General features: G+C 32.3%; 12 protein-coding genes. 10 read left to right on the forward strand and 2 right to left on the reverse strand.

Going from position 1 to position 14,509, the window contains the following annotated elements; genetic code table 11:
• The first annotated feature begins 12 nt into the window (after positions 1-12).
• The 5 genes from D6200_RS04125 to D6200_RS04145 all read left to right on the forward strand — a co-directional run bounded on the left by D6200_RS04125 (position 13) and on the right by D6200_RS04145 (position 7,188).
• Complete coding sequence (locus tag D6200_RS04125) at positions 13-1,143, forward strand: sensor histidine kinase (protein WP_073182807.1); 1,131 nt, start codon at positions 13-15, stop codon at positions 1,141-1,143.
• The gene (locus D6200_RS04130; protein WP_073182809.1) at positions 1,136-1,837 is read left to right on the forward strand and encodes a LytR/AlgR family response regulator transcription factor; all 702 of its coding nucleotides are present in this window, start codon (positions 1,136-1,138) and stop codon (positions 1,835-1,837) included. The genes D6200_RS04125 and D6200_RS04130 overlap by 8 nt, the downstream gene beginning before the upstream one ends.
• A gap of 66 nt (positions 1,838-1,903) precedes the next feature.
• On the forward strand, positions 1,904-3,676 hold the full coding sequence (locus tag D6200_RS04135; protein WP_073182811.1) for an AMP-dependent synthetase/ligase: 1,773 nt from the start codon (positions 1,904-1,906) through the stop codon (positions 3,674-3,676).
• 72 nt (positions 3,677-3,748) lie between these two features.
• Complete coding sequence (locus D6200_RS04140) at positions 3,749-5,521, forward strand: AMP-dependent synthetase/ligase (protein WP_047787841.1); 1,773 nt, start codon at positions 3,749-3,751, stop codon at positions 5,519-5,521.
• Between the two features lie 44 nt (positions 5,522-5,565).
• Positions 5,566-7,188: an RluA family pseudouridine synthase gene (locus D6200_RS04145; RefSeq protein ID WP_073182813.1), complete on the forward strand. Its 1,623-nt coding sequence runs from the start codon at positions 5,566-5,568 to the stop codon at positions 7,186-7,188.
• An 83-nt stretch (positions 7,189-7,271) separates the two neighbouring features.
• On the opposite strand, the gene D6200_RS04150 is transcribed toward D6200_RS04145, so the two are convergent.
• Together D6200_RS04150 and D6200_RS04155 are read right to left on the reverse strand one after the other, a co-directional pair.
• Positions 7,272-8,567, reverse strand: coding sequence for an MFS transporter (locus tag D6200_RS04150; protein WP_047787843.1), 1,296 nt, complete (start codon positions 8,565-8,567; stop codon positions 7,272-7,274).
• A gap of 67 nt (positions 8,568-8,634) precedes the next feature.
• Complete coding sequence (locus D6200_RS04155) at positions 8,635-9,444, reverse strand: M48 family metallopeptidase (protein ID WP_073182815.1); 810 nt, start codon at positions 9,442-9,444, stop codon at positions 8,635-8,637.
• A gap of 132 nt (positions 9,445-9,576) precedes the next feature.
• Here D6200_RS04155 and D6200_RS04160 point away from each other — a divergent pair, with 132 nt between their 5' ends.
• From D6200_RS04160 to folD, 5 genes are all read left to right on the forward strand, one after another.
• Positions 9,577-10,449, forward strand: a complete 873-nt coding sequence (locus tag D6200_RS04160) for an alpha/beta hydrolase (protein WP_073182817.1) — start codon at positions 9,577-9,579, stop codon at positions 10,447-10,449.
• The gene (gene msrB / locus D6200_RS04165) at positions 10,446-10,913 is read left to right on the forward strand and encodes a peptide-methionine (R)-S-oxide reductase MsrB (RefSeq protein WP_047787846.1); all 468 of its coding nucleotides are present in this window, start codon (positions 10,446-10,448) and stop codon (positions 10,911-10,913) included. The genes D6200_RS04160 and msrB overlap by 4 nt, the downstream gene beginning before the upstream one ends.
• Before the next feature lie 149 nt (positions 10,914-11,062).
• Positions 11,063-11,617, forward strand: a complete 555-nt coding sequence (locus D6200_RS04170) for a DUF1572 family protein (RefSeq protein WP_047787847.1) — start codon at positions 11,063-11,065, stop codon at positions 11,615-11,617.
• A gap of 171 nt (positions 11,618-11,788) precedes the next feature.
• Positions 11,789-13,117 (forward strand): signal recognition particle protein, encoded by a 1,329-nt coding sequence (gene ffh, locus D6200_RS04175; protein WP_073182820.1) that lies wholly within the window; start codon positions 11,789-11,791, stop codon positions 13,115-13,117.
• A 425-nt stretch (positions 13,118-13,542) separates the two neighbouring features.
• Entirely contained in the window at positions 13,543-14,427 is an 885-nt protein-coding gene (gene folD, locus D6200_RS04180; RefSeq protein WP_073182822.1) for a bifunctional methylenetetrahydrofolate dehydrogenase/methenyltetrahydrofolate cyclohydrolase FolD, read from the forward strand.
• Positions 14,428-14,509: the final 82 nt, after the last annotated feature.

Here is a 14,509-nt window from a genome sequence, read left to right on the forward strand (position 1 = left end):
TAATTTTGAAGTATGATTGATTTTTTAAAGAAATACAAAGCTTTTCTTATTGGCTTTTTAATTATAATTCCGTTGTTCATTTTATTAGATTATGTCAATTTTCTAAACATCCCAAATGATCAACCCGCTGAAGTTATCGTCATCACTCTTTTTTGGGCGTTAGTTGTAGGATTACCCATACATAATTATCAATATTTAAAAAGGAAAAAGAAAGCCGTAATTGGTATTACTGTTCTTTTTATCCTATTTTTTATTACAATAGTTATTGATTCTTTTATGAAGCTCCCAGATAATCCAATCACATTCATTTTATTAATAATATTTTGGTGCGGATTAGCTTATTTTTTAGTGCCTAACTTCATTAAAAAATATTGGAAATTCATAGCCCTTCTATACACTCCATTGCTCTTATACTTTTTTTATCTCAGATTGTTTTCTGGTGATTTAGAAGCTTATTTAAAAGTAAAACAAGAAACCCCTTTTTATATATTCTTTTTGCCTATTCCTATTTTCTTTTTTCTTTGGATTTTTGAACAATGGAAATGGGTACAAGAGTTAAAAAAAGAAAAATCTAAAACTGAATTATCACTATTAAAAACCCAAATAAACCCGCATTTTTTCTTCAACACATTAAATAACTTGTACGCACTTACAGTAAAAAATTCCCCTCAAGCACCAGAAGTTATTTTAAAATTATCTGACATGATGCGCTATACCATTTACGATGGAGAAAAAGAAACAGTAAAAATTTCAGAAGAAATAGAATACCTAAATAATTACATCGAACTACATAAAATCCGATATAAAAAGTCTGTAGAAATTACTTTTAATCACGACATCGATCCCTCTTTAAACATTCCTCCCTTATTATATATTATTTTACTAGAAAATGCCTTTAAACACGGTATAGAAACACTAGCAGAAAAAGCTTTTATTCATATAAATTTATACGAAGATGCTCATTTTATTTACTTTGACATAGAAAACAATTTTGATCCTAGTGAACTCAATAATTCTAAAGGTATTGGATTACAAAACCTAAAACGAAGATTATCTTTGCTATACAAACAACAACATGAACTAAGTATTAGTTCCACAAATAATATCTATAAAACACAGTTAAAAACACCAAAGCATGCTTAACTATATAATTATTGATGATGAGCCTTTAGCTCATGAAATTATAACAGAATTTTGTAGCATGCTACCTCATGTTCAATTAGTAAAAAGCTGCTATAATGCTATGGAAGCTATGCAATTTTTAAATGAGCATACTGTTGATTTTATGTTTTTAGATATCAACATGCCCAAGTTAAAAGGTTTAGATTTTTTAAAAACACTTTCAAATCCACCTAAAACCATTATCACTACTGCCTACAAAGAATACGCTATTGAAGGATTTGAACTCAATGTTGTAGACTATCTTTTAAAACCTTTTAGTTTTGATCGTTTGGTAAAAGCTGTTAATAAAGTATCAGACACTTTACCTATCAAAACAATCAACAAAGAAAGTATACAGACAAGTCAAATCAATACTCGTATTTTTATCAAAGGAGATAAAAAACACCATCAAGTTGATTTAAATGATTTGTTATTTATAGAAGCTTACGGAAACTATACTAAACTATTTTTAACAGATGAAATGATAGTAAGCCATGAAAAAATTTCTCATTATGAAACTATCTTAGATGAAAACAATTTCCTAAGAGTACATAAATCATTTATCGTTGCCATTGATAAAATAAAGTTTATAGAGGGCAATCGTATTATAATTCATGAGCATAAGGTTCCTATTGGTCAAACCTATAAAAGCCTAGTTAGTAAACTTTACAACTAACATTAATTTTATTTTTCTTTTATCTCTTTTATTTTCATAGATTTATGCATCAACAAAACCATTTGTATGCGTATATCTTCAAAAGTTACACGTCTTTTTGATTTTCCATATCACCAACTAGAAAACTACCCACAACAACATTTCTTAGTTTCTAAAGAGAATAATGAATGGAAAAGTATTTCTACTAAAAAATATATTGAAGATGCTAACATCATAAGTAAAGCTTTATTAAATCTTGGAGTGAAACCAGGAGATAAAATTGCTGTAATTACTTCTGTAAATCAACCAAAATGGCATTTGTTAGATATTGGAGTTTTGCAAATTGGTGCAGTAAATATTCCCTTATATCCTACTTTTTCAGAAAAAGATTACGCTTATATCTTAAACCATTCTGATAGTGTTTACTGTTTTGTTTCTGATGATGAACTCTATCAAAAAGTAATCAAAATTCAAGAACAAACACAGCTCAAAAAAGTATTCACTTTTGAAGAATTAGATGTAGATTATGGGTGGAGTTCTTTCTTAAGTCTTGGTAACGAAACAGCTCTTCAAACAAAAGTAAACGAATTAAAAGAGTCTATAAATCCATCTGATTTAGCTACTATTATCTATACTTCAGGCACTACTGGAACTCCAAAAGGGGTTATGCTCTCACATAATAACATTGTTAGCAACGTTTTTGCTGTTGGAAAAAGACTTAATCTACAAGACAATCAAAAAAAAGTGATAAGTTACCTTCCCATTTGTCACATTTTTGAGCGTGCAGCCTCTTATTACTGTCAATATATGGGCTTTGAAATTCATTTTGCTGAGAGTATTGATAAAGTTGGAGATAATTTACGGGAAATTCAACCTCATTTTATGGCTGTAGTACCTCGTTTATTAGAAAAAGTTTTCGATAAAATTGTAGATAAAGGCAGTAACTTATCTGGTCTAAAAAAGCGATTGTTCTTTTGGGCATTACAATTAGGTGAACAATATCAACCCTATAAAGCAAACGGTTGGTGGTACGAATTCAAGCTTTCTATAGCACGAAAACTTATTTTTTCTAAATGGAAAGAAGCTTTAGGAGGACAGTTAGAATTTATGCTAGCAGGTAGCGCTCCAACCCAAGCTAGGCTTGTAAGAATCTTTACTGCGGCAGGCATTCCTGTTTTTGAAGGCTACGGACTTACCGAAACCTCTCCTGCAATTTCTGTTACCGATATGCGAAACAACGGGTTTAAAATAGGAACTGTTGGGAAGGTAATTGAAAATGTAACTGTAAAAATAGCTGAGGATGGGGAAATCTTAGTGAAAGGACCGAATGTAATGATCGGCTACTATAAAGATATAGAAAAAACTAACGAATCAATTATAAATGGTTATTTCCATACAGGAGACATCGGAGAACTAGATAATGAAGGATTTTTAAAAATTACAGATCGAAAAAAAGAAATCTTCAAAACTTCTGGAGGTAAATATATAGCTCCTGCTATCCTAGAAAGTGAATTGAAGAAATCACGTTTTATAGAGCAAGTTATGGTAATTGGTGAAGGTGAAAAAATGCCGGCTGCATTAATTCAAATTGCTACTGAATTTGTTCAAGAATGGTCAAAAAGACACCACCATACAATTGCAGATATTACTACAGATGAGAAACTACTCAAACGAATTCAAAAAGAGATTGATATTTGCAATGAAAAATTTGGGAAGTGGGAACAAATAAAACGCTTTGAAATTACTCCTGATGAATGGTCTATCAATTCGGGTCATTTAACTCCGACATTAAAAATGAGACGAAAAATAATCTTAGAAAAATACAATAGTTTGTATCAAAAAATATATAATCCTCAATAAATCAACCAGTAAACTACAACTTGTGCAATCGGGGTATTTTTCATACTTTGCAGAGCCCAAAAATTTGAACATATGTCGATTGAAATTACACGCCTTTTTGATTTTCCTTATTATCAACAAGAAAACTATAATTTAGATAACACATTTACCACAAAATACAACGGTAAATGGCAATCTATTTCAACCAATGAATATATTAAACAAGCCAATGCTATAAGTAGAGGTTTGTTACGATTAGGAGTACAACCTAATGATAAAATTGCTGTAATTTCAACAAATAATAGAACTGAATGGAATGTTTGTGATATTGGAATATTACAAACAGGAGCTCAAAACGTTCCTATCTATCCAACTATCTCTAAAGAAGACTACGAATATATTTTAAATCACTCAGAAGCTACTTATTGCTTCGTTTCTGATGAAACTATTCTAGAAAAACTAAACCAAATAAAAGCAAATACTCAACTTAAAGAAATATTTACTTTTGACGATATAACTGACGAAAAAAGCTGGAAAGAGGTTTTAAAATTAGGAGAAGACGAAAGTAATCAAAATGAAGTTGAAGAACGTAAAAATGTTATTACAACTAACGATTTAGCAACCCTAATTTATACTTCTGGTACTACTGGACGCCCAAAAGGCGTTATGCTTAGTCATAAGAACATTGTATCAAATGTTTTAAGTAGTGAGAAAAGAGTACCATTAGTATATGGACAAGGTCGTGCATTGAGTTTCTTACCTGTGTGCCATATTTTTGAACGTATGCTTCTATACCTATATCAATACTGTGGTATCTCTATTTATTTTGCTGAAGCTATTGATAAATTGAGTGAAAATGCTCAAGAGGTTAAACCGCATGTAATGACCGCGGTTCCTAGATTGTATGAAAAAATTTATGATAAAATTTATGCCAAAGGAGCCGACTTAACAGGAATTAAAAAGAAATTGTTCTTTTGGGCTATTGAGTTAGGTTTACAATACGAACCTTATGGAGCTAACGGATGGTGGTATGAAAAGAAACTAAATATTGCTAGAAAACTTATTTTCTCTAAATGGCAAGCTGCTTTAGGTGGAGAATTAAAAATAATGGTTTCGGGTTCTGCCGCGTTACAACCACGTTTAACTAGAGTATTTACAGCTGCTGGAATGCCGGTAATGGAAGGTTATGGTCTTACCGAAACTTCACCTGTAATTGCTGTAAACGATATGCGTAATGGAGGTTTTAAATTAGGAACTGTAGGTCGATTAATTGATGGTGTTGAGGTTAAAATAGCCGATAATGGAGAAATTTTAGTAAAAGGACCAAATGTAATGCAAGGATATTATAAAGATCCTGAAAAAACTGCTGAAGCTTTACAAAACGGATACTTCCATACAGGTGATAAAGGTGAATTATGTGAAGATGGTTTCTTAAAAATAACTGGACGTACCAAAGAAATGTTTAAAACCTCAGGTGGTAAATACATTATTCCACCATTACTAGAAGGTCAATTAAAACAATCTCGCTTTATTGAGCAAGTAATGGTTATTGGTGAAGGTGAAAAAATGGCTGCTGCATTTATTCAACCAAATTTTGAATTTGTTCGTGAATGGGCAATTAGGCACAATATAACTGTTGGAGATAATAAAGACTTGGTAAATAACCCTAAAGTAATAGAGCGTATTCAAGAAGAAGTAGATTACGCCAATACTAAGTTTGGTAAATGGGAAACTATTAAAAAGTTTGAGTTAACCGAAGAAGAATGGTCTATTGACGGAGGACAGCTTACTCCTACCATGAAAATGAAACGAAACATTATCAAAGAAATGTATAAAGACTTATACGATAAAATTTATAGAGACTAATCGTTTAAAAAAGTGTTGTGAGAGCAACACTTTTTCTTTTTATTATGACCAAAATTATTTCTTTTTCTTCGGATGTTTCTACTATTGAATTACCTAAAAAGTTTGATTATCCTTATAATTATTCACCTCATACTCTAGCACAAATAGCTGCTAAAGAATTACAAGAATATTTAACAAATCAAACTGATTTTTCGCACAACTTTGGAATTAAAAACCCTGAGGATACTAACTCACTAGGGAAAATGTTTGGAGTCTTAGTTGTGCAAGATCAAAATGGAACCTTAGGCTATTTAGCTGCATTCTCTGGTAAACTTGCTGAAAGCACACAACACAAACATTTTGTTCCGCCTGTTTTTGATGTTTTAGATAAAAATGAATTCTACCTTACGACAGAAGAACGACTTAATGAGTTAACCCATAAAATAGAAAGTCTAGAAAGTTCCGCTGGTTTTATTGAAACAAAAAAAGCATATCAAAAAACGCAACAACTGCACGAAAAGCTTTTAGCTGAAGAACAATCAAAAATTAAACAACGAAGAAAACTTAGAAAAAAGCTAGGGCAACAAAACAATCAACTAAACATAAATGAAGAGTTTTACTTACGTGAATACGAAGTGTATTTAAACGATAAAATAGCAGCATCAAAAAAAGCGTACCAAGTAAAGCAACATCAAATTGAGGAGTTAAAACAACAACGTGCAAACCTTTCAGCTTGGGCACAACAAGAAATATTTAAAAAATATGCTTTTCTTAACTATCGAAGAGAAACTAAAAACTTATTAGATGTTTTTACAGACTCCACTCAAAACATTCCTGCTGGTGCCGGTGATTGTTGTGCACCAAAACTATTACAATACGCATATAAACATCAATTAAAACCTATTTGTATGGCTGAATTTTGGTGGGGAAAACCTTTAAAAACTTCCATAAGAAAACATCAATATTTTTATCCTGCGTGCACAGGGAAATGCAAACCTATTCTAACGCATATGTTACAAGGGATTACAGTAGAAGAAAATCCGTTAGTTGCTCAATTAAAGAAAGAAAAAGAAATTACAATTATTTATGAAGATTCAGATTTGTTAGTCATCAACAAACCACATGAGTTATTATCGGTAGCTGGAAAAGAAATAAAAGACTCTGTGTTTAGTCGTATTCAAAAATTATATCCAAAAGCAACAGGTCCGTTAGTTGTGCATCGTTTAGACATGTCAACCTCAGGAATATTATTAATAGCAAAAAATCAAGAAACTTATAAAGCTTTACAAGCACAGTTCATTAATAAAACTGTGCAAAAACGCTATATAGCTTTATTAGATGGTGTTTTAAAAGACTTTAAAGGAAAAATCGATTTACCACTTAGAGTAGACTTAAACGACCGCCCTAAACAGCTTGTGTGTTACCAACACGGAAAAGAAGCATTGACTACTTGGGAAAAAGTTGAAGTTCTAAACAACAAAACAAAAGTATACTTTTATCCTATAACTGGACGCACACATCAATTACGTGTGCATGCTGCACATAATTTGGGACTAAACACTCCTATTGTAGGTGATGATTTATACGGAAAGAAAGCAGACAGGTTGTATTTACATGCTGAAAAAATCACATTTGTACATCCTACTTCAAAAAAACAAGTAAGCTTTACTACTCCTGCACCTTTTTAATCGCAGGACGATAGCCTAAAAATTCCTTAAACTTATTTTAAAATAGTTTTAAGTATTATTTGTGTAGCTAATATTGCACAATTTTACACTACATATTTTGTCTTTTTAAGTGTACTTAAAATAATAAATGAAGCTAAAAAGAAAATTGCTAAACACAATACGCTCCATTGCATAGAGCCTGTAATAGCGTTTAATGCTCCATATACAGCAGTTCCTAAAACAATGGCTATTTTTTCAGTAACATCATAAAAACTAAAATAAGTAGCATGATCTTCTGTTTCTGGTAACAACTTAGAGTATGTAGAGCGTGTTAAGGTTTGAATAGCTCCTTGTACCAACCCCAGTAAACCACCTAGTCCATAAAAGTAAACTGCTACATGTTCTTGAGATTTATCTAACATAAAAGCACAAAAACAAACTAACATCCACACTACAATAGTTACTTTCAAAGCAGTAATATTTCCCCATTTTTCTGAAAACCTTGAAAATAAAATCGCTCCTAAAATTGCTACTATTTGTACTAATAAAATGGTAATTATTAAACTCGTAGATGACAAGCCTAATTCCGAAGAACCAAAAATAGCAGCCATTAAAATAATAGTTTGTACACTAATACTTAACAAAAAGAAAGAAATTAAAAAACGTTTTAAAGTTGGGTAGTTTAATACTTCTTTTATCACTATTTGTAGCTCTTTATATCCTTTCCATATATAATCTTTTTCAGGTTTTTTGTTATAAACGTTTCCTGGCAATCGCTTAAAGGTTACTTGGGCAAATCCAAGCCACCATAAACCCACCATAACAAAAGAAATTCTAGACGCCATTCCTGCACTAATTCCTAAAATTTCAGGAAACATAATCATCGCCAAATTGATGAGTAATAAAATTACAGAACCAATATACCCATATACAAAACCTTTGGCACTAGCTCTATCTTGTTGTTCTGGATGTGCTACCTCAGGTAAATAAGCGTTATAAAACACCAAACTTGCCCAAAAGCCTATACTTGCTAAAACAGTAAATAAAATACCTATCCATACAGTATCAATTCCATCAAAAAAGTACAAACTCATTACCGATAATGCTCCTAGAGTACAGAAAAACTTCATAAACTTTTTCTTACTTCCAGTATAATCTGCAATACCCGACAATATTGGAGAAATAAAAGCCACTACTAAAAACGAAAAAGACAATGCATAGCTATATAAACTATCTGGATGCTCCCAGTCCATTCCTAAAAAGCTTACAATTTTACCTTCTGTTACTCCGCTGTAATACAACGGAAAAACAGCTGTGCTAATTACCAATGAATATACTGAATTGGCCCAATCGTAAAATGCCCATCCGTTAATTAACTTCTTATCTCCTATTTTGTACATATAAATTCTAATAAAAAAACCGCTCATGTAACATGAACGGTTTGCAATATACTATAATTTATCAATCTTATTTGCTCGTAGGCACGTTGTATTTTGCTGCTAACTTTTTAGCTTCTGGTAAAAAGTTTCTTAAAGTCTGAATACGAGTTTGATTAGATGGGTGTGTACTCATAAACTCTGGTGGAGCTCCTCCTCCTGAGCGTTCACTCATTCGTACCCATACTTCAGCAGCTTCTTCTCCTTTATATCCTGCCATAATCATAAAAACTAACCCTAACTTATCTGCTTCGGTTTCATGTTCCCTACTAAATGGTAACATTACTCCTACTTGAGTTCCTAAACCATACGCCATATTCCACATTTCAGCATTTTTGCTATTTTGAGTACCTAAGGCTAGAGCAACTCCTCCTAATTGTTGTAATTGACCTGTAGACATACGTTCTTGTCCGTGTTTTGCAAATGCATGAGCAACCTCGTGCCCCATCACAGCAGCAACCCCATCTTCATTAGCACAAATAGGCATAATTCCTGTATAAAACACCACTTTTCCACCAGGTAAACACCAAGCGTTAACTGTTTTATCTTCCACTAAATTAAACTCCCATTCATAAGCATTTGCTTCTGTAGTCATTCCATTAGCTCTCATAAAACGATCTACTGCTGCTGAAATATTTTTCCCTACTCGTTTTATTTGATTTGTTTGTTTTGTATTTGTAGATAATTTATTTTCTTCTAAAAACCCTTTGTATTGCGCAAAACTTGCAGGTAAGATTTGAGCATCGTTTACAAAATTTAATCTTTTTCTTCCCGTAATTGGCACAGTGCTACACGCTACTAAAAAAGCAGCTAAAAATGTTAGGGCTATAATTTTTTTCATTGTTCAATAGTTTAAAATTCTATGTTCTTGGTTGTATCTTTTATGACACGAAATTAACTTATTTGTCACAAACTTGATAATATATTATGTCTTTAAAGCTACAAATTCTATCTTTATCTTAAAAACTAATTTATGAATTTTACGCATTCTAAAACTGCTTTACCTAGTATTAAAATTCCTAAACCTGTCATCCTTTCAGCTAAGGTTTTGCAGTTTATATCTACTAATAAAGCAGCTAAACTTGGTACACGGCTTTTTACAACTCCTGTTAACTTTCCTATTCCTAAGAGAGAAAAAGTAATGTTAGAGAGTGCTCAAAAGAAAACAATAAATGTACCATCTATTTCAAGAGATATTCAAGTATTATCATATGGTTATTCAACTAAAAAAGTATTATGGGTACATGGTTGGGCAGGAAGAAGCACTCAATTATATATGATTGCTGACAAACTATTAGAAAAAGGCTACATGGTTATTTCTTTTGACGGACCTGCGCATGGAAAGTCTACAGGAAAAACTACCGAAATGCCAGAGTTCTTAGAAACCATTACTGAACTCAACAAACAATTTGGACCTTTTGATGCTGCTATAGGGCACTCGTTTGGCGGTGTATGCTTGTATAACGCTCTTTCAGAAAATTTTGCTGTAAACAAATTGGTTACTGTTGGGGCAGCTGATAAAATATCAGATGTTATTTTAAACTTTACTAAAAACTTACAAGTAAAACCAGTTATAGCTCATAAAATGAAACGCTTATTTGATAAAAAGTGGCAACGAGATATTGATGTTCACTCCTCTAGCGTAAAAGCTAAAGATGTAAAAATACCTACTTTAGTTGTTCATGATTCATTTGATGGCGATGTTGATGTAAGTTGTGCAATAGCAATACGTCAAAACTTACAGAATGGAAAACTTTTAATTACGGAAGGCTTAGGACACACCAGAATTCTTCGTAACTCAAAAGTTGCTTCCAAAATTGTTGATTTTATAAGTAAAGAACCATGAGAAAATTAGTTGTTTTATTCCTTTTAGCAATAACAGTTAGTACTACTGTAAATGCTCAAAACAAGAAAAAGTACGCGGTAAACAAAACCAACAGTGAGTGGAAAAAGTTATTAACTCCAAAACAGTACTATGTACTTAGAGAAGCGGGTACAGAACGTCCAAACTCAAGTCCTTTAAACTTTAACAAGAAAGAAGGAACCTATGTATGTGCAGCCTGTAAAACCCCACTATATAAATCTGAAAACAAATACGATTCAGGTAGTGGTTGGCCTTCTTTTGATAGAGCCATTAAAGGAAATGTAGAGCTTGATACAGATTATAAAGTAGGGTATGCTCGAACAGAATTAAAATGTAATACTTGTGGCGGACATTTAGGACACTCTTTTAATGATGGACCTAAAAAAACTACTGGTAAACGTCACTGCATTAATGGAGTTGCTTTAGAGTTCATTCCTAATAAATAAAATTGTAAATTAAGGCTGGTTTTAACCAGTCTTTTTTATTAGCACCATCAAAGAATTTAATACCAGAGGCTTGCCTCAAAAATCAAGAACTTTTTTCCCGTAAATGCCTCGTGAGCTTGCCCCGAGGTAGTTTACTAAAAAATTATACCATGCAAAACTCTTATTTAGAAAGTGTAAAAAAACAAATAACCTACTATAAAAGTTTAGGCGATAAAACTTTTAATCAACTTACCCAAGAAGCGCTATTTTACCAATACAATCAAGAAAGCAACTCTATTGCGGTAATTGCAAAGCATATTGCGGGTAATATGTTATCTCGTTGGACTAACTTTTTTACTGAAGATGGAGAAAAATCGTGGAGAAATAGAGATGATGAGTTTATAAATACTTTTACAACCAAAGAAGAAATGATTGCCTATTGGGAAAAAGGTTGGGATTGTTTTTTAAACACTATTAACTCTTTAGAAGAAACTGATTTAGAAAAAATCATCTACATAAGAAACCAAGGGCATACAGTAACCGAAGCAATTAACCGTCAAATTTGCCATTATCCGTATCACATTGGGCAAATTGTATTTTTAGGCAAAATGCTACAAAACGAAAAATGGGTATCGCTATCCATTCCTAAAAATGCTTCTAAAAACTTCAATCAACAAAAATTTAGTCAAGAGAAAAGTCGCAAACATTTTACGGATGATTTATAGTATTTACTCCTCTTGTTACCAATACAAGAACTAAAAAAAGTGACTACTACTCTTACTAATTATTAAAAATCGGACACTTTTATACAATAATGCAGAAAAAATCTACCAACAAATTGCTAAAAACTAACAACTAATAACTAAATTTGTGCCTCTAAAAAATGAAGCCGATACATGTTTAATAATTTAAGCGAAAAGTTAGATAAGGCGTTACATACGCTGAAAGGACACGGAAAAATTACCGAAGTTAACGTTGCAGAAACTTTAAAAGAAGTTCGTAGAGCTTTATTAGATGCCGATGTTAACTTTAAAATAGCTAAGAATTTTACCAAAACAGTAAAAGAAAAAGCCTTAGGTCAAGACGTATTAACAACGTTAAACCCTGGGCAATTAATGGTAAAATTGGTTAAAGATGAATTAACCGAATTAATGGGTGGTGATACCGTTGGTATTAACTTAGGTGGTTCACCTACTGTAATTTTAATGTCTGGTTTACAAGGTTCGGGTAAAACAACCTTTTCTGGTAAGCTAGCTAACTATCTTAAAACTAAGAAAACTAAACAAGTTTTATTAGTAGGATGTGACGTATATCGTCCTGCCGCAATTAACCAGTTACGTGTTGTTGGAGAGCAAATCGGTGTTGAAGTATATGCTGAGGAAGGAAATCAAAATCCTGTAGAAATTTCTCAAAATGCTATTAAGCATGCAAAAGCAAACGGTAAAAACGTGGTAATTATTGATACCGCGGGTCGTTTAGCTGTTGATGAGGAAATGATGACTGAAATTTCTAACATCCACAAAGCTGTAAGCCCACAAGAAACCTTATTTGTGGTAGACTCTATGACAGGGCAAGATGCTGTAAATACTGCCAAAGCCTTTAACGATGTATTAAATTTTGACGGAGTTGTTTTAACTAAGTTAGATGGTGATACTCGTGGTGGAGCTGCTTTATCTATTAAATCGGTAGTAGACAAGCCTATTAAATTTATAGGTACGGGTGAAAAAATGGATGCAATTGATGTATTCCACCCTAGTCGTATGGCTGATCGTATTTTAGGAATGGGAGACGTTGTTTCGTTAGTAGAGCGTGCCCAAGAACAATACGATGAAGAAGAAGCTAGAAAATTACAAAAGAAGATTGCTAAAAATCAGTTTGGTTTTGATGATTTCTTAAATCAAATCAATCAGATCAAAAAGATGGGTAGCATGAAAGACTTAGTAGGTATGATTCCTGGTGCTGGTAAGGCTTTAAAAGATGTTGATATTGACGACGATGCTTTTAAAGGAATTGAAGCTATTATACACTCTATGACTCCTGAAGAAAGAAGTACTCCTTCTGTTATAAATGCGAGTCGTAAAAAACGAATTGCCAAAGGTTCCGGAACTTCGGTACAAGAAGTTAACCAGTTGATGAAGCAATTCGACCAAATGAGCAAAATGATGAAGATGATGCAAGGTGGTGGCGGAAGAAAAATGATGCAAATGATGAAAGGCATGAGATAATGTAAAAAAAGATAGGCTTCTGCCTGTCTTTTTTTATTTAGTTTACAGTACCAAAGTAAACAGTATTCAGTAAGCTGTATTTATGAGTTTTAAAACTATTAAGTTCTTTCTATGTTATGTCGAGTGATTTTTCTGACTAAAAGGAAGATAAATTGTATCGAGACACTTGGAACTAGTTCTCGATACATCTCCCTCCGGTCGATACTCGAACTGACATATAGTATTTAAACTTAATTTATGATTAAAAAATAATACTTCTACTGAAGTAACTTTTAAAATATTACTATTAAAAACAAAAGCAAAGAAGTTGGGAAACTAATCAATTATATGATTAAAAATCCTGATAAATTTGGAATATAACAACACAACAATTACAACACAACAACTGTATACTGAAGACAGTATACTGAAAACTTAACAAGACTATGATTTTACTAGACGGTAAAAAGACATCAGCAGACATTAAAGAAGAAATTGCTTTAGAAGTAGCAGCATTAAAAGCAAACGATAAAAAAACACCGCATTTAGCAGCGATTATCGTAGGTAATGACGGAGCTAGTTTAACCTATGTAAATGCAAAAGTAAAAGCTTGCGAACGTGTAGGTTTTGAATCTACTTTACTTCGTCTTCCTGAAGATACTACTGAAGAAGAACTATTAAACGAAATTGCTATTTTAAATATAGATAATGATATTGATGGTTTTATAGTACAATTACCCCTACCCGATCATATTGACGAACAAAAGGTATTAATGGCTATAAACCCTGATAAAGACGTAGACGGTTTTCACCCTATGAATGTTGGTAAGTTAGCCTTAAATTTACCTACGTATATTTCTGCAACTCCTTTCGGAATTTTAGAATTGTTAGACCGTTATAATATTGAAACCTCTGGTAAAGATGTTGTAGTTATTGGTCGTAGTCATATTGTAGGAAGCCCTATGAGTATTTTACTATCTCAAAAAAGAAAAGTAGGAAATGCAACGGTTACCCTTACGCATAGTAGAACAAAAAACTTAAAAGAGGTTACTAAAAGAGCAGATATTATTATAGCTGCTATTGGTATTCCTGAATTTTTAAAAGGTGACATGGTAAAAGACGATGTAGTAATTATTGATGTAGGAATTACTCGTGTTGCTGATCCTTCTAAGAAAAGAGGATTTAGATTAGTAGGTGATGTTGCTTTTAACGAAGTAAAAGAAAAAGCATCTCATATTACACCTGTACCTGGTGGTGTAGGTCCTATGACAATTGCTATGCTCTTAAAAAATACTTTATTAGCTTGTGAGCGTAGACAAGAAGAGTGTTAATACACACAGCTTAGTATAATAATATAAAAGACTGCCCTTAGGCAGTCTTTTTTTATAGAAAACAGTTTATACATTTCTCTTA

The sequence above is a fragment of the Tenacibaculum mesophilum genome (genome assembly GCF_003867075.1).
Classification (GTDB): domain Bacteria; phylum Bacteroidota; class Bacteroidia; order Flavobacteriales; family Flavobacteriaceae; genus Polaribacter; species Polaribacter mesophilus.

What these genes read in the sequence shown, in the direction of transcription:
- D6200_RS04125 (WP_073182807.1), top strand. Translation starts at nt 13, where the DNA reads ATGATTGATTTTTTAAAGAAATACAAAGCTTTTCTTATTGGCTTTTTA.
- D6200_RS04130 (WP_073182809.1), top strand. Translation starts at nt 1,136, where the DNA reads ATGCTTAACTATATAATTATTGATGATGAGCCTTTAGCTCATGAAATT.
- D6200_RS04135 (WP_073182811.1), top strand. Translation starts at nt 1,904, where the DNA reads ATGCGTATATCTTCAAAAGTTACACGTCTTTTTGATTTTCCATATCAC.
- D6200_RS04140 (WP_047787841.1), top strand. Translation starts at nt 3,749, where the DNA reads ATGTCGATTGAAATTACACGCCTTTTTGATTTTCCTTATTATCAACAA.
- D6200_RS04145 (WP_073182813.1), top strand. Translation starts at nt 5,566, where the DNA reads ATGACCAAAATTATTTCTTTTTCTTCGGATGTTTCTACTATTGAATTA.
- D6200_RS04150 (WP_047787843.1), bottom strand. Translation starts at nt 8,567, where the DNA reads ATGTACAAAATAGGAGATAAGAAGTTAATTAACGGATGGGCATTTTAC.
- D6200_RS04155 (WP_073182815.1), bottom strand. Translation starts at nt 9,444, where the DNA reads ATGAAAAAAATTATAGCCCTAACATTTTTAGCTGCTTTTTTAGTAGCG.
- D6200_RS04160 (WP_073182817.1), top strand. Translation starts at nt 9,577, where the DNA reads ATGAATTTTACGCATTCTAAAACTGCTTTACCTAGTATTAAAATTCCT.
- msrB (WP_047787846.1), top strand. Translation starts at nt 10,446, where the DNA reads ATGAGAAAATTAGTTGTTTTATTCCTTTTAGCAATAACAGTTAGTACT.
- D6200_RS04170 (WP_047787847.1), top strand. Translation starts at nt 11,063, where the DNA reads ATGCAAAACTCTTATTTAGAAAGTGTAAAAAAACAAATAACCTACTAT.
- ffh (WP_073182820.1), top strand. Translation starts at nt 11,789, where the DNA reads ATGTTTAATAATTTAAGCGAAAAGTTAGATAAGGCGTTACATACGCTG.
- folD (WP_073182822.1), top strand. Translation starts at nt 13,543, where the DNA reads ATGATTTTACTAGACGGTAAAAAGACATCAGCAGACATTAAAGAAGAA.